The organism is Ruegeria sp. CDSB086 (assembly GCF_059611065.1).
On the sequence record NZ_JBXWOV010000010.1, the window covers coordinates 115,668 to 136,022 of the forward strand.

General features: G+C 57.6%; 21 protein-coding genes. 8 read left to right on the forward strand and 13 right to left on the reverse strand.

From position 1 onward, the window contains the following. Positions 1-17 precede the first annotated feature (17 nt). The 3 genes from AC2FIO_RS19240 to AC2FIO_RS19250 are packed head-to-tail and all read right to left on the reverse strand — an operon-like array spanning position 18 to position 2,519. Positions 18-1,136 (reverse strand): hypothetical protein, encoded by a 1,119-nt coding sequence (locus tag AC2FIO_RS19240; RefSeq protein ID WP_496699645.1) that lies wholly within the window; start codon positions 1,134-1,136, stop codon positions 18-20. Next, positions 1,133-1,450: a hypothetical protein gene (locus tag AC2FIO_RS19245; RefSeq protein WP_145974870.1), complete on the reverse strand. Its 318-nt coding sequence runs from the start codon at positions 1,448-1,450 to the stop codon at positions 1,133-1,135. The genes AC2FIO_RS19240 and AC2FIO_RS19245 overlap by 4 nt, the downstream gene beginning before the upstream one ends. Next, positions 1,440-2,519: a coiled-coil domain-containing protein gene (locus AC2FIO_RS19250; RefSeq protein ID WP_058276579.1), complete on the reverse strand. Its 1,080-nt coding sequence runs from the start codon at positions 2,517-2,519 to the stop codon at positions 1,440-1,442. The genes AC2FIO_RS19245 and AC2FIO_RS19250 overlap by 11 nt, the downstream gene beginning before the upstream one ends. Positions 2,520-2,802: 283 nt before the next feature. Between AC2FIO_RS19250 and AC2FIO_RS19255 the strand changes: the two genes are divergently transcribed. The 3 genes from AC2FIO_RS19255 (at position 2,803) to AC2FIO_RS19265 (ending at position 7,580) form a co-directional block, all read left to right on the forward strand. Then, positions 2,803-4,278 (forward strand): NAD-dependent succinate-semialdehyde dehydrogenase, encoded by a 1,476-nt coding sequence (locus AC2FIO_RS19255; protein WP_058276539.1) that lies wholly within the window; start codon positions 2,803-2,805, stop codon positions 4,276-4,278. Between the two features lie 128 nt (positions 4,279-4,406). Beyond that, on the forward strand, positions 4,407-6,590 hold the full coding sequence (locus AC2FIO_RS19260) for an esterase-like activity of phytase family protein (protein WP_496699646.1): 2,184 nt from the start codon (positions 4,407-4,409) through the stop codon (positions 6,588-6,590). A 300-nt stretch (positions 6,591-6,890) separates the two neighbouring features. Continuing rightward, a complete protein-coding gene (locus AC2FIO_RS19265) occupies positions 6,891-7,580 on the forward strand; it encodes a hypothetical protein (RefSeq protein ID WP_496699647.1) in 690 nt (229 codons plus the stop codon). A gap of 254 nt (positions 7,581-7,834) precedes the next feature. On the opposite strand, the gene AC2FIO_RS19270 is transcribed toward AC2FIO_RS19265, so the two are convergent. The 6 genes from AC2FIO_RS19270 to AC2FIO_RS19295 form a co-directional block, all read right to left on the reverse strand. Next, positions 7,835-8,302 carry an Hsp20 family protein gene (locus AC2FIO_RS19270; protein ID WP_058276541.1) on the reverse strand — a complete coding sequence of 156 codons (468 nt, stop codon included), beginning with the start codon at positions 8,300-8,302 and terminating at the stop codon, positions 7,835-7,837. A gap of 122 nt (positions 8,303-8,424) precedes the next feature. Beyond that, complete coding sequence (locus AC2FIO_RS19275) at positions 8,425-9,240, reverse strand: trypsin-like serine peptidase (protein ID WP_496699648.1); 816 nt, start codon at positions 9,238-9,240, stop codon at positions 8,425-8,427. Continuing rightward, positions 9,237-10,031 carry a trypsin-like serine peptidase gene (locus tag AC2FIO_RS19280; RefSeq protein ID WP_496699649.1) on the reverse strand — a complete coding sequence of 265 codons (795 nt, stop codon included), beginning with the start codon at positions 10,029-10,031 and terminating at the stop codon, positions 9,237-9,239. The genes AC2FIO_RS19275 and AC2FIO_RS19280 overlap by 4 nt, the downstream gene beginning before the upstream one ends. Before the next feature lie 118 nt (positions 10,032-10,149). Then, the gene (glcF, locus tag AC2FIO_RS19285; RefSeq protein ID WP_496699650.1) at positions 10,150-11,466 is read right to left on the reverse strand and encodes a glycolate oxidase subunit GlcF; all 1,317 of its coding nucleotides are present in this window, start codon (positions 11,464-11,466) and stop codon (positions 10,150-10,152) included. A 4-nt stretch (positions 11,467-11,470) separates the two neighbouring features. Continuing rightward, the gene (locus tag AC2FIO_RS19290; protein ID WP_496699651.1) at positions 11,471-12,571 is read right to left on the reverse strand and encodes an FAD-binding protein; all 1,101 of its coding nucleotides are present in this window, start codon (positions 12,569-12,571) and stop codon (positions 11,471-11,473) included. Between the two features lie 25 nt (positions 12,572-12,596). Continuing rightward, on the reverse strand, positions 12,597-14,045 hold the full coding sequence (locus AC2FIO_RS19295; RefSeq protein ID WP_496699652.1) for an FAD-linked oxidase C-terminal domain-containing protein: 1,449 nt from the start codon (positions 14,043-14,045) through the stop codon (positions 12,597-12,599). 80 nt (positions 14,046-14,125) lie between these two features. On the opposite strand from AC2FIO_RS19295, the gene AC2FIO_RS19300 reads away from it, so the two are divergent. Then, positions 14,126-14,836 (forward strand): DUF599 domain-containing protein, encoded by a 711-nt coding sequence (locus tag AC2FIO_RS19300; RefSeq protein WP_058273022.1) that lies wholly within the window; start codon positions 14,126-14,128, stop codon positions 14,834-14,836. Between the two features lie 35 nt (positions 14,837-14,871). Then, entirely contained in the window at positions 14,872-15,219 is a 348-nt protein-coding gene (locus AC2FIO_RS19305; protein ID WP_282170871.1) for a hypothetical protein, read from the forward strand. Positions 15,220-15,222: 3 nt separating this feature from the next. Here AC2FIO_RS19305 and AC2FIO_RS19310 read toward each other — a convergent pair whose 3' ends face one another. From AC2FIO_RS19310 to AC2FIO_RS19325, 4 genes are all read right to left on the reverse strand, one after another. Continuing rightward, on the reverse strand, positions 15,223-15,708 hold the full coding sequence (locus tag AC2FIO_RS19310) for a flavodoxin family protein (protein WP_282170872.1): 486 nt from the start codon (positions 15,706-15,708) through the stop codon (positions 15,223-15,225). Between the two features lies 1 nt (position 15,709). Then, positions 15,710-16,180 (reverse strand): 23S rRNA (pseudouridine(1915)-N(3))-methyltransferase RlmH, encoded by a 471-nt coding sequence (rlmH, locus tag AC2FIO_RS19315; RefSeq protein WP_472722409.1) that lies wholly within the window; start codon positions 16,178-16,180, stop codon positions 15,710-15,712. 44 nt (positions 16,181-16,224) lie between these two features. After that, positions 16,225-16,584 carry a ribosome silencing factor gene (gene rsfS, locus AC2FIO_RS19320; protein ID WP_058276550.1) on the reverse strand — a complete coding sequence of 120 codons (360 nt, stop codon included), beginning with the start codon at positions 16,582-16,584 and terminating at the stop codon, positions 16,225-16,227. A 164-nt stretch (positions 16,585-16,748) separates the two neighbouring features. Next, positions 16,749-18,101 carry a mechanosensitive ion channel family protein gene (locus tag AC2FIO_RS19325; RefSeq protein WP_496699653.1) on the reverse strand — a complete coding sequence of 451 codons (1,353 nt, stop codon included), beginning with the start codon at positions 18,099-18,101 and terminating at the stop codon, positions 16,749-16,751. Between the two features lie 102 nt (positions 18,102-18,203). Here AC2FIO_RS19325 and AC2FIO_RS19330 point away from each other — a divergent pair, with 102 nt between their 5' ends. The 3 genes from AC2FIO_RS19330 to AC2FIO_RS19340 are packed head-to-tail and all read left to right on the forward strand — an operon-like array spanning position 18,204 to position 20,350. After that, positions 18,204-18,302 carry an isopropylmalate isomerase gene (locus tag AC2FIO_RS19330; RefSeq protein ID WP_108861670.1) on the forward strand — a complete coding sequence of 33 codons (99 nt, stop codon included), beginning with the start codon at positions 18,204-18,206 and terminating at the stop codon, positions 18,300-18,302. A 52-nt stretch (positions 18,303-18,354) separates the two neighbouring features. Further along, entirely contained in the window at positions 18,355-19,758 is a 1,404-nt protein-coding gene (gene leuC, locus AC2FIO_RS19335) for a 3-isopropylmalate dehydratase large subunit (protein WP_058276552.1), read from the forward strand. Between the two features lie 37 nt (positions 19,759-19,795). Further along, the gene (locus AC2FIO_RS19340) at positions 19,796-20,350 is read left to right on the forward strand and encodes an HdeD family acid-resistance protein (protein WP_109311305.1); all 555 of its coding nucleotides are present in this window, start codon (positions 19,796-19,798) and stop codon (positions 20,348-20,350) included. The last annotated feature ends 5 nt before the right edge of the window (positions 20,351-20,355 follow it).

The window sequence follows — 20,355 nt, forward strand, 5'->3', positions numbered from 1 at the left end:
TCCCGCCGGAGGCCAAACTAATAGCGCAGCACCTGCCCGCTCTTGCTGACCACGAATTTGCGCACATCCCCAAATCCCGGCGGGTTGCGTTCAGCCAGCACCTGAAATGGGCGCTGGGGCAGAATGATTGATCGCTGTGTGCGTGTGGCCCCGGTTTCGGCCCCCTGCCCGCCGAACGGGTCCAGCGCGAAAACCTCGCGCTCGACTGTGGAAAACCACCCGGCGCGTTCTTCGATCACCTCTTCGCTTTCCAGCTCTTCTGTGGTCCATGCCAGTGCCCAGTCCTGACCTTGCGGTGCCTGTGCGTCCTCAAGCACCTGCCGCAACGGGCCGGTTTGCTCGGTATAGGCCGAGGAATACATCGGTCCCACGTGGATGCGGCGCAGATGTTTGGGGTGCAGGTCGTCGAAATCCTGATCGAAGCCTTTGGCAATGGTCACCAGTTTCAGACCGCCTAAGCTTTGCGCCATCAGATGCGCCTGCACTTCGGGCCAGCGGCGCTGGTCTTTAGGCAGGGCGGTTTTGCCGCTGTCCTCCAACTGCATCAGGTAGATGACCGGCAGGTTGATCTGGCTGTCATAAACCGCCCAGTGGATCATGAACTTGCGCCGCTCGCCCTCATTTCCGATCCAGTGGCATTCGGAATCATTGCGGGCCCAGAACAGCTGACCCTTTAGCAATTCCTCGTAATAGAGCCTTTGAGACAGGGCGAATTGCAGCTTGGTGGGGATTTCCTGATCGCCAATGATCGTCCGCACCATGTCTGTTTTCAGATCATCTTCAGACGGCATATTCGCCAGATGCACCTGCGCCTGTTGCGCGTCATTGGCCATGGTCAGCAGCTCGGCCGCCACCGGAAATCCGCTGTCACGCTTGTCCATGGCGAGGCTGCCAAAGAACCGGCCCGTATCGCGCCCGACCAGCAGGTATTTCATGGAGAGCGCCCGGAAGGTGTAGAGCAGCCCCGAAAGGTAACGCGACACGATCCGCACCTCTTGTTTCGAGATCGCGCCCTCAGCCTCCATCGTCGCGGCCACGCGCAACAAGTGAACGGTGATCACCTCGAATTTTCGAAAATAGCGGCGCGAGGAGAAGGTGTCGGTTAGTCCCACATGGTCTTTAGTGGGGTCAGTCATGCATCACCGCCACCAAAACCACCTAGGTCCGGGCCAGGTGACTGACTGCCGTCGCTTTGGACATTAGTTGGCACACTGTTAATTCCTTGCGATCTGCGAAACATTTCCAGTCGATAGCCCGACCACAAAGCACCGAGAACACCAACGCCACTCAAAAGGTAAAACCCATTCGCCATCATCGTCAGAAAACAGATGAGGAAAACGAGGCCAATTGCACCCCAAACAAGCTCACCGTTCCGTTCTACCCAAGTCTTGTCTTTGTCTTGCTCTAAGAAAAATGGCATTCGTCGCAACCACTCTTTTTTACCCACCATACAAATTCTTATCATGCTTCTCGACAATCGAGGCGAACCGGCGGGCAAAGCGTTCGTCTGCCTTGGCCTTTTTCTCCAGCACATCACGGGCAAAGACCATGTGGTCCTCATGCGCCTCAAGCATGTCGGCCATCTTCTGGTTGGTCGCGGTGCCGATGGCGGCCATGGCGGTTTGCGCCTCTTGATCCGTCTGTACGCCGATCTCGTTGATGCGGTGGGCCACGTCCTGCTGCTGCGCGGTTTTCAGCGATTTGGTCAGGGCGTCATACAGCACCACACGCTGTTGCGTGTCTGTCTGCAGCTTGTTGATCAGCACCATCTGCGTCGCCGCCTGGTTCTGTAGGGAGTCGACCCAGGTCTTGCCCTTTTCGATGTAGCGTTCGAGCGTTTGTGACTTGGCCAGCTTGACCTGCTCTTCCTGAACCTTGGCATTGTATTGCTTGTTCAGCTCGGCCAGTTCGGTTTCCAATTGGGTCCGCGCGGCGGCGTCCTGTTCGACACTGATCTTGTTTTCCAGAGTGATAATCGTCGGATCCATATCCTGAATCTCAGCCCGCAGCGCCTCTAGTTCAGCAACAGTAGCCTCGCGGTCGTCCAGCGTACCGGTCAGGTTTTCCTCGACCTTCACCCGCTGTTCTTCCAACACGGATAGCTGCCCTTGCAGCAATTGAACGATTACGTCGGATTTGGCGATCAGGTCCTGCAGCTTGTCGTCGATATTGGCGGTGCGCATGCGTTCCTGCCGCATCGACTCGGATTTTCCTTTCGAGAAGATGCCGACAAACGTCTCCCACCCGGACTTCGAGCGCATCTCATCGAAATCCTTGGAAAAGGCGCTGGTGACGTCGTCCAGACCCATGATCAACTCAGCGATATTGGCGTTCATCACCTCGGTATGGGCGTGCACATCCTCAAGTGTGGCGTTTTCGATGTCGATGTCGGCCTCGGCAGAGCCGATCTTAGAACGCGCGGCTTCAATCCGGGATGTCAGCCCTTCGATCTGAGACTGGCTTTCGCGCACTTTTTGCTGCGTTTCCTCAATCAACGCATCAAACTGCTGGTTCGACATCTGTCCTATTCCTTTTTTAATTATGCACCCAACAAGATAGGAGATGTTACGATCATTTACATCCCCTTGGGCAACCAATCCTGTGGAACTTTGGCAAACTCCGCCAAAAAAAGATAGGCGGGTTGACACTTTGGCCTCAGATCGCATGAATGCGCCCCGGTAGGCAAAAAACGTCACGTTTACCATACGAAAACTGGATTGATCTGACCCCACGGGTGGCCATAGACAATCCGGGAGGCACATGTTTGAGTGCTAACAAATTTTTATTGCCGGAGGCTGACCCATGCTGGACGCGACAACCGACCTGAAATCAATCCTGAAAAACCCCGATCTGCTTGTAACCAAAGCCTATATCGGCGGTCAGTGGGTCGACGGGGATAATGGCACCTTTGCAGTGACCAACCCGGCGCGCGGCGACGTTGTAGCCGAAGTCGCAGACCTGAGCCGCGCGCAGGTCGCCGGCGCGATCGCACAAGCTGAGGCCGCGCAAAAGGAATGGGCCAAGCTGACCGGCAAGGAACGCGCCGTGATTCTGCGTCGCTGGTACGACCTGATGATGGAAAACGCCGAAGATCTGGGCAAGATCCTGACCGCCGAGCAAGGCAAACCGCTGGCCGAGGCCGTTGGCGAGATCGGCTATGGCGCGTCGTTCATCGAGTTCTTCGGCGAAGAGGCCAAGCGCGTTTATGGCGAGACGATCCCCGGTCACCAGCGCGACAAGCGGATCATGGTGCTGAAACAGCCGATCGGTGTTGCGGCCTCGATCACGCCGTGGAACTTCCCCAATGCGATGATCACCCGCAAGGCAGCTCCAGCGCTGGCGGCTGGCTGCGCCTTTGTTGCGCGCCCGGCCAAGGAAACACCGCTGTCCGCATTGGTCATGGGCGTTCTGGCCGAACAGGCTGGCATTCCGGCTGGTGTGTTCAACGTATTGCCGTCCTCCAGCGCCAGCGAGATTGGGAAGGAATTCTGCGAAAACCCCGGCGTGCGCAAACTGACCTTCACCGGCTCGACCGAAGTAGGTCGCATCTTGCTGAAACAGGCGGCCGATCAGGTCATGAAATGCTCGATGGAGCTGGGCGGCAACGCTCCGTTCATCGTGTTTGACGACGCTGATCTGGATGCGGCTGTCGAAGGCGCGATGATGTGCAAGTTCCGCAACAACGGCCAAACCTGCGTCTGCGCCAACCGCATCTATGTGCAGGCGGGCGTGTACGATGAATTCGCGGCCAAACTGAAAGCCGCCGTCGAAGCACTGAAAATCGGTGACGGTCTGGCCGATGGCACCACCACCGGTCCGCTGATCAACGAAGAAGCGGTCGCCAAGGTCGAGGAACACATCAAAGACGTTACCGACAAGGGCGGCGCGGTTCTGACCGGAGGTCTGCCGCATGATCTGGGCGGCACCTTCTTCCAGCCCACCATCGTGACCGGCGTGACGCAGGACATGATGGTGGCGCAGGACGAGACCTTTGGCCCGCTGGCGCCCCTGTTCAAGTTCGAAGACGAGGATGACGTGATCGCAATGGCCAACGACACGATCTTTGGTCTGGCTTCGTACTTTTACGCCAAGGACCTCAGCCGCGTCTACAAAGTGGCCGAGGCGCTGGAATACGGCATCGTTGGTGTGAACACCGGCATCATCTCGACCGAGCTTGGCCCGTTTGGCGGTGTCAAACAATCCGGCTTGGGCCGCGAAGGCAGCCATCACGGCATGGAAGATTATCTTGAAATGAAGTACGTCTGCCTGTCGGTCTGATCTGAAAAGACCCCGGAGCACAGCGCCGGGGCCATTCGGTTTGTCACAAAACTGCAAACAAACCGTCACATCCCTGCAATGACCCGCGTTCATCCCCCTCTCATTCAAGTGAGAGAGGATACCACCCGATGTCATTGCGCTATGTCTGCCTGACATCTGCCCTTGCCCTGACCGCCGGTCAGGCAGCGGCAGAAATGAATTTCAACCGAATTGCGTCTTTCCCCGTCGTCAAAAATATGGCCGAGGGGGCGGATACCACCCGCGAAACCTCGCCCGAGATCATCGCGGCTACCGCGGACGGTATGACGCTGGTCTATACCGACAGCCCGTTGGGTGTAGTTGGCATGGTCGACATCACCGACCCTGCGAACCCGGCCCCTCTGGGTGCAATGGATGTAGGCGGCGAGCCGACGTCGGTTGGGATTGTTGGCACGACGGCTTTTGTGGGCGTGAACACTTCGGAAAGCTATACCGCCCCATCGGGCAAGCTGGTCTCGGTCGACATTGCGGGCAAAGCCGAAACCGGTGCCTGTGACCTGGGCGGTCAGCCCGACAGCGTCGCCATTGCTCCCGATGGCAGCTTTGTCGCCGTGGCGATCGAGAACGAGCGCGACGAAGACCTCAACGATGGCGTCATCCCGCAGCTGCCAGCTGGTTCGTTGGTGCTGGTGCCGTTGATTGAAGGTGCTCTGGATTGCGCGGGCATGAAGATGGCCTCGCTGACCGGGCTGTCGGAGGTTGCGCCTACTGACCCAGAACCGGAATTCGTGGACATCAATGATCTGGGTGAAACAGTGGTAACCCTGCAGGAGAACAACCACATCGCCGTCGTCGACAAGGACGGCAACGTGGTCAGCCATTTCTCGGCCGGCGCGGTTGATCTGGAAGGCATCGATGCCACCGACGAACGCGGCGCGCTGATCTTCACTGAAAGCCAAAAGGGCCGCCTACGTGAGCCTGATGCGGTGAAATGGATCGACGACAACCACTTCGCCACCGCCAACGAGGGCGATTATAAGGGCGGCTCGCGCGGCTGGACGATCTTCCACAAGGACGGCGCGGTTGTTTACGAGAACGGCACCGGTTTCGAGAAAGCCATCATCCAGATCGGTCACTATCCCGACAAACGCTCGGACGCCAAAGGTGTTGAGCCTGAAAGTGTGACCGCAGCGACCTTCGGTGACACACCAATGATCTTTGTAGGAGCCGAGCGCGCCTCGGTTGTGGGTGTCTATGACGCCACCGATCCGGCCAACCCAGTTCTGAAACAGCTGCTGCCCTCAGGCGTTGGTCCCGAAGGTTATGTTGCGATACCGGAACGTAACCTGCTGATCTCGGCTAATGAAAAGGACCTGATCGAAGACGGTGGCCCGCGTGCACACGTGATGATCTACGAATATCAGGACGCCCCGGCCACCTATCCGCATCTGACGTCCGCAGGCACGGGTGAGCTGATCGGCTGGGGCGCGCTGTCCGGTCTGGTGTCTGATGAGGACGGCATGATCTACGCGGTCAACGACAGCTTTTATGGCTTCCAGCCTTCGATTTTCAAGATCGACCCCAGCCATAAACCGGCCCGCATTGTGGATGTGATCCGCATCCACCGTCAGGACGGCAACCCGGCACAGAAGCTGGATCTGGAGGGCATCACGCTGGACGATAAAGGCGGGTTCTACGTCGCCTCAGAAGGGCGTACCGACCGTGTTATCCCGCATGCGATTTACCACGTTTCCGCTGATGGCCTGATCAAGGATCGCAAAGGCGAGATCGGCCTGCCACCTGAGCTTATGGCCGTCGAAAAGCGTTTTGGTTTTGAGGGCATCACCCGCGTTGGCAACACCCTGTGGATGGCGGTTCAGCGCGAATGGAAGGACGACCCTGAAAACCACGTGAAACTGGTGGCCTACAACCTTGAGACCAAAGAATGGGGCGCGGTGCACTATCCCAAAGCGGACCCGGAAGAGGGCTGGGTTGGCCTGTCGGAAATCGTGGCCTTTGGCGACCACGTCTATGTCATCGAGCGCGACAATCAGCATGACCACCGCGCCGTGACCAAAAAGGTCTACCGTATCCCGCTGTTAGAGATGACCCCGGCCCCGTTAGGCGGTCCCCTGCCCGTGGTCAACAAGCAAGAGGTCCGCGACCTGCTGCCTGATCTGACCTCGACCGGTGGTTACGTTCTGGACAAGATCGAAGGTCTGGCCATCCTGCCCTCGGGCGAAGCGTTTGTGATGACCGACAATGACGGCGTCGACGATGCTTCGGGCGAGACGATGTTCTGGTCGATTGGTTTGGTGACAGCCGCGAACTGAGCGCTATCTCGAATTATGTTGAGCCCCGCGTATTGCGCGCGGGGCTTGGTGGTCAATGCTCTAGAAACCAAGGCGATACCTCAGTTAGGAATTGGTTTTTATCAGTGATTTTATCGCGCGTATCGAAAATGACACTGCCCCGTTCTTCTCGCAGACCCATCAAGAAATTCGTGACATTTTGGGCGCCGGCAATACCAGGAGCTTGGTAGCAAATGGCTTGTCCGGATTTCCGGGAGTTTACACCAACGCAGTGTTGAGTTTAATCAAAGCGAATAGACCGCAAAGCCAAGGGTAAGCCGAATGAGCATAAGTGAGGCTGAGAATCTGACCGAATTGGCAGATCGCTATGGATCAGACAAAGGTTCATCAAAACATCGATACACCGAACTCTACCATTTGCTGTTTCACCCTTACCGTCATAGCGAAATTGTTTTTCTAGAGATGGGCCTTCTGATCGGTGGACCTGAGCACCGGGTCGACAAAGATCGAGCTACCAAAGATTGCCCCTCGATTCGAATGTGGCTTGAGTACTTTTCGAAGGCACAAATTCATGGCTTGGATGTCTCCGATTTCTCGTGGTTTGAACACGAACGCTTCACATTTCACCGGTGTGACATGAATAACCGAGAGGAAATTGCGAATACAGCAGGCAAGATTGACCCGGCGCCAGATATCGTGATCGATGATGCAAGTCATGCAAGTCATCATCAACAGAGTGCTTTTTTAGAGGTTTTTCCGAAGCTCGCTTCAGGAGGGCTCTATATTATCGAAGATTTGAGGTGGCAGCCAAAAACCTATGAATTAGCGGGCATAACAAAGACTGCCGCACTTTTTCGTAGCTTTCAGAATGACCGAGAATTTACACATTCAGACCCATCCATAGCCGAAGAATTTAACGCACTAATTCCTCAGATTTCGGCCTGCATTATTGAACCTGCGCGGTATCAGAAACACCGCAAAGACCAAGTTCTGGTCGTGCACAAAAAATGAAGAACTAGCCCGCATCTTCGTTGGGGGTAAAACCAGAGCGTCCTCTATCGCAATCCGTTGAAATCTTCGACCCCCCAACGAACTGCAAACACCTGAAGCGTGGATTTTTTTCGCCAAGCGCGACGATACCTCAATACCCTAGTGGCTCTATTTGAGAGCCTCGCTATAACACAACGCCCCGCGTCTGGAGGAACGCGGGGCGTGTGGTGCGATAATCCAGAGAGGAACGATTATCGCGGCGTATAGCGGTCGCCTTAGTTCACGGCTTTGGCGTCGACCACGTCCTTTTCAATGGCATTGGCCGAAGAAATCTCGATCCGGCGCGGTTTCAATGCCTCGGGCACTTCGCGCTTCAGGTCGATGTTCAGCATGCCGTTTTCATGGCTCGCGCCGATGACCCGTACGTGATCAGCCAGAGCAAAGCGGCGTTCGAACGCGCGGGTGGCGATGCCACGGTGCAGGTAGCTGCGCTCTTTGTCCTCGGCGGCTTTTTTGCCAGCAACGATAAGGGCGTTTTCTTTCATTTCGACCGAAAGGTCATTCTCCGAAAAACCGGCGACTGCAACCGAGATGCGATAAGTGTCGGCATCGGTCTTTTCGATGTTGTAAGGCGGGTAGCTCGGCTGAGCCACATCATTGGTCAGCACGCGATCCATCATGTCGGCGATCTGGTCAAAACCAACGGTGGCACGGTGCAGGGGTGCAAAATCAAAACTACGCATGTGTCATATCCTCATATCAGAGCGATCTGTGTTCTGCCCTCCGTTCGGACGGGCATCTGGTTGATACGGGCCCCGTTCGTGGCGACCCGATACAGTTCACATGGGTAGCAATTTGATCGAGTTCAACCCCCGCCCGAGCTGATGAATTTCGCGCCGGAATTCGACTTGCCGGACCCGACCTGCAACCGGCGGATCGTTGCCTGTGGACGCGGCGCATCGCGTCGCAGGTCCGCCTTTAGTTCGGCAACGATTCCAGATAGTTCCATGCCAAATCCTACTTTCTGATACCCGTTGGACGCGACTGCGGAAACCACCGACAGAATCTGCCAACGCGGGCCGTTTTTGGCAAGTAAGGCAGAACCTGAGGACCCAAAGGTGATATCGCAGTTGAAAGTTATCAATCCCTGGTCTCGATCCAATATCCGACAGGACCTTTCACGTGTAATCGCCTCGGACCGGCCGCGCCCGTATGAGGCCAGGCTGACCTCATTTCCCGAGACCCTACCCTGATGCAGGGCAAAAGGATCGGCGATGGAATATGGGATTGGCTCGTCCAGACGCATCAGAGCCACATCAACCTTCACCCGCGGTGCTGACACCGGGCCGTTTGCCACGAAATCCGGGTGCGCCGCGATTTGAATTACTTTGCGGTCGGCTAATGCGTCCTCGCCGCTTAACCCCGCCCGAAAAGTCACCATTCCCGGCGGGTACGGTTCGCCGGTGGCCTTGTCCAACGCACAGTGAGCAGCGGTCAAGACCAGATCCTGCGCAATCAGGGTGCCTGTGCAAAACCCGTCATCGCCGATGTCCAGACGTCCAACCGCCTCCCACCCGTAAAGGTCATCGCGGTCCGTCAGTTTACGCTTGGCGGTCTGGGCGTAAGTTGCAGAAGCGGAAATTGAAAAAAACAAAAGAAAATTCAGAAAAAAGCGACTCATGGTTTTATGAACCTTGCTCCAATATTGCGGCGTGTCCCTCCTTGGGAGGAAGATACGCCAAATCCGCGGCCAGCCGACAATTCTGCCTGCAGCAGCTCCAATGAATCTTCGACCGCGGTGCCGACGGCCACGCGCTGCCCGTTGAATTCGGCCTTGGCTGCGACGACCGAAACGATGCGCGGCCGGTCCCCTTCAAAGGAAAAGACCGGTGCGCCCGACGACCCGAACTCGACGTCACAGGACAACACCAAAACGTTGGATGTGCGCGTCATGACCGAGCACACTTCTTGCAACGAGGGAGCCTCGGCCCGATCCTGCGCGTAGGACACGACCCCCACTTCGGCACCTCGGGCCGGACGGTCTCCGGTCTCGAACGGAATTACGCTCGTATTGCGGATCGGTTGCCACAGCTCGATCAGCGCGATGTCATTGTATAGCCGCGAGGCCGTTGCCTCGGTGCTGTATTCGTAGTCCGGGTGAACAACAGCGCGACGTGCGGCCCGATAGGCCGATGCACGCCCAAGACGCCAGGCGGCCAGAAACTCGACCTCTGCCAGGTCAATCCGCTGACCAGTTACCTTATCGAACAGACAATGGGCAGCCGTCAAAACCTGGGTCGGAGAAATCAGTGTCCCGGTGCAAAACCCGGCGCCGTCCTTGATATCCAGGCGCCCGACCGCCATCCACGCGCGCCCCGCATCGGTGGTGTCCAGGCTTTTCAACCCGGTATCCTGGGCTGCGGCGGACAACGGCGTCAAAGCCAGCGCCAATGCTGTGATCCAGTTTCGCAAACGGCACTCCGGCTTTGCTGTTGACGTATTTTCCTACGTCTCCGGTGCGGCAAAAATAGGGCGATGACGCCCGCGTCTGTTTAACGGGGCGAGTGGTGCGCAGTTGCATCAGCATGGCCTATCTAAGGACCGGAACCTTAGGTTTGGCTGGTTCACGCAATGCACGCGGCACAGGCCCACCCGTTGCCCAATCCAAAAGCTCGACCGTGTGCAGCACGGGAATGTCCGTGCCAGAGCCGATCTGCATCATGCATCCGATATTGCCCGCCGCGATCACGTCCGGCTTTTTGGCTTCCAGCGTTTTGACCTTGCGGTCCTTCAGCTTGCCCGAAATATCGGGCTGCATCAGGTTGTAAGTTCCCGCGCTGCCGCAGCACAGATGACTATCTGTAGGCTCTAACACAGCAAAACCGGCCTGTTTCAGCAGAGTTTTGGGATGAGCTTTGATCTTTTGACCGTGCTGCAAAGAACAAGCTGCATGATATGCAACGGTCAGGCCCCTTTCTTCACCTTCAGGCAGTTCCAGCTGGATCAGCAGTTCGCTGATATCCATTGCAATCGATGACACCCGCGCCGCGTCTTCGATTATGGGATCGTTGCGAAACATATGGCCATAATCCTTGACCGTCGTGCCGCAGCCCGAGGTGTTGATGACAATGGCGTCCAGCCCGTCGCCGTGCATTTCTGCGGTCCAGGCCCTGATGTTGGCCTTTGCGGCCTCATGGCTTTCGCGGGTCTTGCCCATGTGATGGGTCAGCGCGCCGCAGCACCCTGCCCCTTCAGCCACGACGACCTCGCATCCCATCCTGGTCAAAAGTCGAATAGTTGCGTCGTTAATGTCAGTATTCAACGCTTTTTGCGCACAACCCGTCATCAGCGCAACGCGCTTGCGCTGCGGTCCTTTAGCCGGAAATCTCTGCGGGTCGTCATTGCGACTGACGGGCGGGATATGTTTGGGCGCCATATCCAGCATGGCACGCAGCCGGGCGTCGGGCATCAGAAAGCGGAATGGCCGCCCCAGCTTCGCCCCGATCAAAGCCCAGCGGAACCGCATCGGATAAGGCAGGATCTGTGCCAGTACCCAACGCAACGCACGATCCGAGAAGGGGCGTTTATAGTTCTCTTCGATGTATTCGCGCGCGTGATCGACCAGATGCATATAGTGCACCCCCGATGGACACGTGGTCATACAGGCCAGGCATGACAGGCAGCGGTCGATATGCTTGACCGTTTTCTCATCCGGCACACGCTCGTTTTCCAGCATGTCCTTGATCAGGTAAATGCGCCCCCGTGGACTATCCAACTCGTCCCCCAGCACCTGATAGGTCGGGCATGTGGCTGTACAGAACCCACAATGGACGCAGTTTCGCAGGATTTCATTTGATCTTTGGATCGCGGGATCTTGCAACTGCTCTTCGGTGAATGTCGTCTGCATCGCCTTACCCCATCAACCCCGGATTAAACAAACCGCGGGGGTCAAATCTTTGACGAATACCCCTGGTTAGAGCCGCAATACCGGGCGCCTCCGGTTGAAAACGCCCCAGTTCGGCCATTGTTTCGAACCCGGCTCGCACGATGTTTGCGTGACCGTCAAACGCGCCTAATTGCGCCCGCAGATCAGTACCAACCGGCACCAAGGCCCAGATCAACCCACCGCCCCAATCAAACAACGTCCGATCTGCCCGGATGCGCGCAACGATGTCCGGCGCATCCGAAGGTTTGACCGAAATGCGCCAGACATCACCGCTTTGTTCGTGGAAACCGGCTGCATCACGCAGGTCGGCCCACAATGTGCCGGGATGCTCAAGTTCGGCAACCTCGCCGAAACCAGACAGTAGGGATTTCAGTTGATCCGACCGGTATGTCACCGAACCCGCGAAACCTTCGAGGCGCAGTAAGGCGCACCCCATGTCTGGGTCGTACGCTGCTCCGCTGACTTCAAAAGGGGATTTCAATGCGGCGGACAGCGTCGCAATTGCGGTGGTAACATCGGGTACCTGAACAGACAGCGTTGCCGAGACTTCGGGCTTGGGCAGTACCTTCAACGACACTTCGGTCAAAACACCCAGAGTGCCCCAGGATCCCGCCATCAGCTTGACCAGATCATAGCCGGTGACGTTCTTCATGACCCGGCCGCCATTCTTGACGACCTGCCCCATGCCATCGACATAGCGCACGCCCAACAGAAAATCGCGGCATGCCCCTGCCTGTACCCGCCGGGGCCCAGATATGTTGGCCGCCACAACACCGCCTATGGTCGGTGTGCCACTGGTTCCCAGCAGTCCCCGGTGATCCATCGGCTCAAAGGCCAATTGCTGACCTTCAGCGTCCAATGCGGCCTCAATCTCTCCAATCGGCGTGCCGGCCTTCGCCACCAGCGTCAGCGCGCCGGGTTCATACAGCGTGATCCCGGTCAGCCCGCTGGTTTGAATCGCCATGTCCGGCCCCGCGACGCCACGCGTACCGCCGCCGGTAATTCGCACTGGTTCATCTAACCCGGCCACCATCTCGGCCAGTTCGGCTTCTGTCTTAGGTTTCATGGCAATTCTTCTTCTTTAGAGCCGATTATTCAGCAGCAATCCGCGCGATGCGCCGGGATTCAGACGCCTGCAATGGGAACACCTTGGCGGGGTTCAGCAACCACTTTGGATCGAACACGTCCTTTACTGCCATTTGCGCCTCAAGATCCGCAGGCGCGTATTGGTGGGACATCAGATCGCGCTTTTCGATCCCAACCCCGTGCTCACCTGTCAGGCAACCACCCACGTCTACGCAAAGCTTCAGGATATCAGCTCCGAACGCCTCGCATTTCTCAAGATCACCGGGTTTGTTGGCATCGAACAGGATCAATGGGTGCATGTTGCCATCGCCTGCATGAAACACATTGCCGACCGGCAAGCCGTATTCTTCGCTCATTTCACCAATCCGACGCAACACTTCCGGTAGGGAAGAAACCGGGATCGTCCCGTCCAGACACATGTAGTCGTTCAACTGCCCCATCGCACCAAAGGCCGACTTGCGCCCCAGCCAGATTTTCGCGCTTTCTTCGGCCGACTGGCTTTCGCGCAGTTCGACCGGATTGTGGCGCTTGGCGATTTCGATGATCTTTGACAACTGATAGTCCATCTCGGCCTCGGACCCTTCGACCTCGACAATCAGCAAAGCGGTGCAGTTGGGGTAACCGGCATGGGCGAAATTTTCACAGGCCTGGATGCACAGCGTGTCCATGAATTCGATCGCAACCGGCAAAATGCCGGACTTGATAATGTCCGAGACGCATTGCCCGGCAACTTCGTTATCATCAAAACCCATTAATACAGGCCGGGCACCTTCAGGTTTGCGCAGAATGCGCAGCGTGGCTTCAGTCACGACGCCCAACTGCCCTTCAGACCCGCAGATGACTCCCAACAGGTCCAAGCCGCCAGAGTCCAGATGCGCGCCGCCAATCTCGACCACGCTGCCATCCATCAGCACCATCTTTACGCCCAACAGGTTGTTGGTGGTCACGCCGTATTTCAGACAATGCGCCCCGCCTGAGTTCATGGCGATGTTCCCGGCAATGGCACAGGCAAGCTGTGAGGACGGATCTGGCGCATAGAAGAAGTCGTCTTCCTCGACCGCACCGGTCACGCTCAGGTTCGTGCGGCCTGATTGAACGCGAACGAAGCGGTTGTCATAGTCGACCTCCAGCACCTCGTTCATCCGGGCGACTCCAAGGATGACGCAATCCGCCGTTGGCAATGCGCCACCTGCCAAGGAAGTACCCGACCCGCGCGGAACGACTGGAACGCCTTCCTCGTTGCAAATGCGTAGAACGTCCGAGACCTCTTGCGTGGTCGACGGCAGCACCGCCAGCATCGGAGGGCACCTATACGCCGTCAATGCGTCGCATTCATAAGCACGTGTCTCGGACGGTTCATGAATAACCGCCTCTTCGGGCAAGACCTGCAACAAACGTTGAAGAACCACTGCCTTGCGGCGCAGAACGTCAGGATTTGGCGTTGGCATTTCCATGGCTGATCCTCCATTTGGTAAAATAATATTACCAATTTCTCCATCTGGCAAGTTCTCATGTCTGGCCCTAAGGTCGCCGCATGACGTGGATTGATCGGGCACAACTTTTTTCACCGCTGGACTATGCGGCAATTGCCGTGCTGCTAATTGCTTGGCTCTGGATCGGGTGGCGGATCGAAAATCCCTCCCCTAACAAGAGTTCTGTCACGATGATGATGGATGACTATCGTCGAGAGTGGATGCGGGAAATGGTCACTCGGCAGCCCCGAATGTTCGATGCGCAGGTGGTCGCGGCGATGCGGCAGGGCAGCACGTTCTTCGCCTCGACTACGATGATCGCCGTCGGGGGCGGGTTGGCTTTGCTGGGCAATACCGAACGCCTTGCCGGTGTCGCCAATGATCTGGCCATCGGCAGCGCACCGGCCATGGTGTGGGAGATCAAGATTCTGATCATCATCCTTTTTCTGGCCAATGCATTCCTGAAATATGTCTGGGCGCACCGGTTGTTTGGCTATTGCGCGGTTCTGATGGCCTCGGTCCCCAATGAACCATCGGACCCACAAGCCTATCCGCGCGCAGCACAAGCGGCCGAGATTTGCGTCACCGCGGCGCGCAGCTTTAACCGCGGTTTGCGCGTGACCTATTTTGCCCTGGCATCCGTTGCCTGGATACTTGGGCCGGTGGCGCTGTTGCTGGGCACGGCGATCACGTTTGGCGTTCTATACCGGCGCGAGTTTGCGTCGCATTCCCGGCTGGTCCTGCTGTCCCAACCGGGCGACACGGATTCGTGATCGCGAAGCCGACGGACACAGCCTAGGATCGCCACATGCGGTATTTGATTCTCAGCCTTCTTCTCGCCAGCCCGGCGCTTGCCGACCCTTCTGTGATTGAAAAAGTGGCGGCCAGCCAAAGCGGTGACACGTGGCGATTCGACGTGACGATCCGCCATCCCGACACCGGGTGGGATCACTATGCTGATGGCTGGCGCGTTCTGGACATGGACGGCAATGAACTGGGCATGCGCGTATTGCATCATCCACATGAGAATGAGCAGCCCTTTACACGCTCACTATCCGGGGTGGCGATTCCAGATGGCGTGTCTCAGGTTCAGATTCAGGCGCGGTGCAGTGTCGATGGCTGGGGTGACGAGGCGACGTTGGTCACACTGAACTGATCTTCAGAACACACCCAGCGCCAGACCCGCACCCAACGCAGCCCCAATATCACGGCACTCATCCAGTTGGTTTTGCGGGATGGTCTTTTCGGCCAGAATAGCCTCGGGCGTTTGCGCATGGGTACAGATGATTAGCGGCGACTGAACCTCTTTCAAGCGCCAACCAGTGGCGATCCGCGCAGTTTGGCGGGCCGCATTCTCGCCATCAGACCCGGCACAGATCATCTGGGCATAGGGCCGTCCTTCGATCTTGCCCAGCACAGGATAGTAGCAGCGATCAAAGAACTCTTTCATCAAACCTGAAATCGCGGCCAGATTCTCGGGCGCGCAGAAGATAAACCCATCCGCGGCCAGCAAATCCTCAGGGGTCGCCTGATCTGCAGTTTTCAGAACCGTTTCCGCTTCGTCCCGCGCTCCAGCCGCGGCGGCTTGGGCCATTTGACGGGCTCCGCCAGTGCGCGAATGGTAGACAATCAGAAGCTGCGCCATGTCAAACCCGGTGATAGGGACCGCCCGACAGGATGGTCGCGGCCCGGTAAAGTTGCTCGGCCAGCATCACACGGACCAGCATATGCGGCCAGACCATCGACCCGAATGAGATGGAAAAATCGGCCTCGGCCCGCAGATCAGGGTCTATTCCGTCCGCACCGCCAATGATCAATGCCAGATCCTGCCGCCCGGCATCGCGCCAGCCACCCAGTTTCTTGGCAAAATCAGGCGAGGACATCACCCGCCCGCGTTCATCCAGTGTGCAGATCACCGCGCCCTTGGGCAGGGCCTTGCGCAGCAACGCGGCCTCGGCGCCCATGCCTGCGTTTTTCTTGTCTTCGACCTCAACAACGCGCGCAGGACCAAGGCCCAGCGCGCGGCCGGTCCGGTCAAATCGGGTCAGATAATCGTCAAGCAGGGTCTTCTCCGGTCCGGCACGCAATCGCCCGACCGCACAAATGCTTATACGCATATTTCTCTCGCCTCCGGCCTGTTAATGCAGGCCGGGATGGCGCCTCAGTTGGCTGAGGCGCTGCCGCCCTGAGGCAGCCACATCTTTTCCAGCTGATAGAATTCACGCACTTCGGGGCGGAAGATATGGACGATCACGTCGCCCGTATCGATCAGCACCCAGTCGCCGGCATCCTTGCCTTCGACCTTCGAGGTGAAACCGAATTCCTGCTTGATGCGATCCGTCAGCTTTTCCGCCATGGCCGAGACCTGACGTGTCGAACGCCCGGACGCAATGACCATGTGATCCGCGACAGACGACTTGCCTTGCAGGTTGATCTGCACGACATCTTCGGCCTTGTCATCGGAAAGTGAGGAAAGGATACGCTCAAGCAGCTTGTCGCTGATTGACTGAGAGTGGGCCACTACATTGGCCCCATCATCGGCGGGCAAACCCGCCTGTGTATGTAGAGACAGGACATAGTCCTCCTTTGTTGCGCGCCGCCAAACCCCGGCGCAGGGGTACTAATAAGGTAACAAGGGGAATGCAACATTTCAATGAACGGGCGCTTTAGGGGCCGCACAGGCGCTCACTCTTTGGCGATCTGTTGCTGCTCTGCGCCGTCCGACAGCAGCCGAACCTCGCGCTGGGGGAAAGGAATCGATATCCCCTCGGCCTTGAAAGCATCCCAAAGGGCGAGGTAAACATTGCCCCTGATATTGGTAAGCCCCTTGGTCGGATCGCTGATCCAGAACCGCAGCACATAGTCCACGCTGCTGTCGCCGAACCCGGTTATATGGCAGACCGGCTCATGTGAACCGCCGCTGAGAACACGTTTCACCGATTTAACTGCCCGGATCGCGGTTGCGCGCACCTGATGCGGGTCGTCGTCGTAGCTGGTGCCGAAATCCAGATCCAGACGCACATAACGGTCCGAATGCGACCAGTTCACCACCTGATTGGTGATCAAGTCTTCGTTCGGGATCAGGTATTCACGCCCATCCCGCGTGACCACCGATACATACCGCGCGCCCAGCGCGTTGATCCATCCGAATGTGTCACCCAACGAGATCACGTCGCCCGGTTTGATCGAGCGGTCCATCAGGATGATGATCCCGGAAATCAGGTTCGACACAACCTTTTGAAGACCAAAACCGATGCCCACGCCGATCGCGCCTGACAACAGCGCGATGCCAGTCAGATCAAACCCAAGCGTGCGGATGGCCGCCATAAAGACAGCTCCGTACAGCAGAACTTGAATGCCTTTGGCCAACAGAACCTGCATCGAAGGCGTGATGTCGTCGTTCCTCTGCAATCCCCGCTCGGCCGTGCGGGTCCCGATGCGGGCCAACGTCAGCAGCACGCCGATCAGCAATGCGGCCTTGAGAATTCCCAGTGCCGAGATGTGCAAATCACCGATGGAGATCGCTACGCCGTCCAGAAACTCGGCCACATCATCGGTCAGATTCAGCGCAACCAGCGTTGCATAGACCCACATTGCCCATTTAAAGATCCGCCGCAGCGTACGGTTGCGGACAAGTCGCGCCACCAGCGCGATCGCCAGCCAAGCGGCGGCCAATGTCGCGATCACGCCGATAATGTAACTGTGCGACGGCCAGGTCACATTCTGCATGAACAGGTACAGCGTCCAGGACAACAAAACGAAATAGACCAGCGTTAGGCGCTGCATCAATTGAACCAGAGTGCGCAGCCGCCATTTGGGCCAGCCGGTGCGGGCACGTGCCCAGGCCTCCCACCGGTTTTGCGTAACCAGCTTGAGCACATATGCCAAAGCCCACAGGGCGAGGATGATGACCAACTGGTGCCGCCGCCAACCCGGCGTGACGATCAGATCGACAAGTTTGCCGAACTGCACGGAAAACCCCGCGACCATGTTTTCATAGAGTTCCGACAGCGAACTGGGGATCAGGTCTTGGTTCATACAGGTCTCCTGACCCGCAGCTTGGACAGCAACTCGGGGTGATGCAAGCCCGAGGCCGGATTGAACCTTGATTGACGGGCACACGCGATATATCTGAGGCCCATGAGAGTCTATTTGGCCCCTGCTCCGACACTGCAAGACCGCACGCGCCTGCGTGAACGGTTCTTTGGGGCCGCCCGCACGGTTCTGGCCCGCCTATAAGCGGCGCCCAGCCACTCGCCAGCTATTTCTCATTACATACGGGAGAGGACCGATGTCCCCCAAAACACTCTATGACAAGATCTGGGATGCCCATGTCGCGCACGAAGCCGATGATGGAACCTGCCTGCTTTATATCGACCGCCATCTGGTGCACGAAGTCACCAGCCCGCAAGCCTTTGAAGGGCTTCGCATGGCGGGTCGTCCGGTGCGCGCACCGGAAAAGACCATCGCTGTGCCCGACCACAACGTTCCGACCACTGCGGATCGCGTAAACGGGATCGAAAACCCCGAATCGCGTATTCAGGTCGAAGCACTGGATAAGAACGCCAAGGATTTTGGTATTCACTATTACCCGGTGAATGACGTTCGTCAGGGCATCGTGCACATCGTCGGCCCCGAACAGGGCTGGACCCTGCCTGGCATGACCGTTGTATGTGGCGACAGCCACACGGCCACTCACGGTGCGTTTGGTGCATTGGCCCACGGCATCGGCACGTCCGAGGTTGAGCATGTTCTGGCCACGCAGACCCTGATCCAGAAGAAGTCCAAGAACATGAAGGTCGAAATCACCGGCAAATTGCAGCCGGGTGTGACCGCCAAGGACATCACTCTGGCTGTGATCGGTGAGACCGGCACTGCCGGCGGAACCGGCTATGTCATCGAATATTGCGGTGAAGCGATCCGCGATCTGTCGATGGAAGGTCGCATGACCGTCTGCAACATGGCGATCGAAGGCGGTGCACGTGCGGGCCTGATCGCGCCGGACGAGACCACCTATGAATATGTCAAAGGTCGCCCGCACGCCCCGAAAGGTGCCCAGTGGGAAGCCGCTCTGACATGGTGGAAAACGCTGTTTACCGACGATGACGCGCATTTCGACAAGGTCATAACCCTGCGCGGCGAAGATATCGCACCTGTCGTGACCTGGGGCACCAGCCCCGAGGACGTACTGCCGATCACCGCAACTGTACCGAACCCCGAAGATTTCGAAGGTGGCAAGGTCGACGCAGCCCGCCGCTCAATCGAGTACATGGGTCTGGAAGCTGGTCAAAAGCTGAGCGATGTCGAGATCGACACCGTTTTCATCGGATCCTGCACCAATGGCCGCATCGAAGACCTGCGCGCCGCGGCCGAGATCCTGAAGGGCAAAAAGGTCAAGGACGGCATGCGTGCCATGGTCGTGCCAGGTTCGGGTCTGGTTCGGGCGCAGGCCGAAGAAGAAGGTCTGGCCGAGATTTTCAAGGATGCCGGTTTCGAATGGCGTCTGGCCGGATGTTCGATGTGTCTGGCGATGAACCCTGACCAACTGCAGCCGGGCGAACGCTGTGCAGCGACCTCAAACCGCAACTTCGAAGGCCGTCAGGGCCGGGGCGGACGCACCCATTTGCTGAGCCCTGCAATGGCTGCCGCAGCGGCAATCACAGGACGGCTGACAGACGTACGTGAATTGATGTAAGGTCCCATCACATCTAGATATTTGAGGGATTGAAAACATGAGTGACTGGGTCAAATGGCTCCTGCTGGGGCTTCTGTCCATAGCGTTCGGTATCTTTGTACTGGGCGCGCCAGTTGTGGCGTCTGTCGCCGTGACGGTGGTAACCGGTGTGTTGCTGCTGATCTCGGGCGCGCTGCAAGTTGTTGGCGGCTTTACGGTTGAAGGTACCGGCAACAAAATTCTGTCACTCATCATGGGTGCGGTGATGCTGTTTCTGGGCTGGTCCTTTCTGGATCACCCGCTGCAGGGAACCCTGACACTGGCAACCGTGATGCTGATCCTGTTCATGGCAGGCGGCATCGCGCGGGTCATTCTGTCGTTCCAGATGAAAGGAACACAGTTTTTCTGGCCCACGATGATCTCGGGCATCTTGTCGATCGTCCTCGCGGGCATCATCTGGACATATGTGGGAAGCGATCCTCAGGTGCTGCTGAGCATTTTGGGCATCTTCCTGGGCATTGAGATGCTGTTCAACGGGTTCGGCCTGGTCTTTATGGCGTTCTTCATCCGGAACGCACCCAACGACGCAACAACAGAAGCGAAACAAGCTTAAACGCG

Excerpts from the sequence above, each read along its gene's own strand:
- AC2FIO_RS19295 (WP_496699652.1), bottom strand. The coding sequence starts at position 14,045 with ATGGAAATGCCAACGCCAAATCCTGACGTTCTGCGCCGCAAGGCAGTG.
- AC2FIO_RS19330 (WP_108861670.1), top strand. The coding sequence starts at position 18,204 with ATGAGAGTCTATTTGGCCCCTGCTCCGACACTGCAAGACCGCACGCGC.
- AC2FIO_RS19310 (WP_282170872.1), bottom strand. The coding sequence starts at position 15,708 with ATGGCGCAGCTTCTGATTGTCTACCATTCGCGCACTGGCGGAGCCCGT.
- AC2FIO_RS19305 (WP_282170871.1), top strand. The coding sequence starts at position 14,872 with ATGCGGTATTTGATTCTCAGCCTTCTTCTCGCCAGCCCGGCGCTTGCC.
- AC2FIO_RS19245 (WP_145974870.1), bottom strand. The coding sequence starts at position 1,450 with ATGGTGGGTAAAAAAGAGTGGTTGCGACGAATGCCATTTTTCTTAGAG.
- AC2FIO_RS19325 (WP_496699653.1), bottom strand. The coding sequence starts at position 18,101 with ATGAACCAAGACCTGATCCCCAGTTCGCTGTCGGAACTCTATGAAAAC.
- rlmH (WP_472722409.1), bottom strand. The coding sequence starts at position 16,180 with ATGCGTATAAGCATTTGTGCGGTCGGGCGATTGCGTGCCGGACCGGAG.
- AC2FIO_RS19240 (WP_496699645.1), bottom strand. The coding sequence starts at position 1,136 with ATGACTGACCCCACTAAAGACCATGTGGGACTAACCGACACCTTCTCC.
- AC2FIO_RS19255 (WP_058276539.1), top strand. The coding sequence starts at position 2,803 with ATGCTGGACGCGACAACCGACCTGAAATCAATCCTGAAAAACCCCGAT.
- AC2FIO_RS19275 (WP_496699648.1), bottom strand. The coding sequence starts at position 9,240 with ATGAGTCGCTTTTTTCTGAATTTTCTTTTGTTTTTTTCAATTTCCGCT.
- AC2FIO_RS19300 (WP_058273022.1), top strand. The coding sequence starts at position 14,126 with ATGACGTGGATTGATCGGGCACAACTTTTTTCACCGCTGGACTATGCG.
- AC2FIO_RS19340 (WP_109311305.1), top strand. The coding sequence starts at position 19,796 with ATGAGTGACTGGGTCAAATGGCTCCTGCTGGGGCTTCTGTCCATAGCG.
- leuC (WP_058276552.1), top strand. The coding sequence starts at position 18,355 with ATGTCCCCCAAAACACTCTATGACAAGATCTGGGATGCCCATGTCGCG.
- AC2FIO_RS19260 (WP_496699646.1), top strand. The coding sequence starts at position 4,407 with ATGTCATTGCGCTATGTCTGCCTGACATCTGCCCTTGCCCTGACCGCC.
- glcF (WP_496699650.1), bottom strand. The coding sequence starts at position 11,466 with ATGCAGACGACATTCACCGAAGAGCAGTTGCAAGATCCCGCGATCCAA.
- AC2FIO_RS19290 (WP_496699651.1), bottom strand. The coding sequence starts at position 12,571 with ATGAAACCTAAGACAGAAGCCGAACTGGCCGAGATGGTGGCCGGGTTA.
- AC2FIO_RS19265 (WP_496699647.1), top strand. The coding sequence starts at position 6,891 with ATGAGCATAAGTGAGGCTGAGAATCTGACCGAATTGGCAGATCGCTAT.
- AC2FIO_RS19250 (WP_058276579.1), bottom strand. The coding sequence starts at position 2,519 with ATGTCGAACCAGCAGTTTGATGCGTTGATTGAGGAAACGCAGCAAAAA.
- AC2FIO_RS19270 (WP_058276541.1), bottom strand. The coding sequence starts at position 8,302 with ATGCGTAGTTTTGATTTTGCACCCCTGCACCGTGCCACCGTTGGTTTT.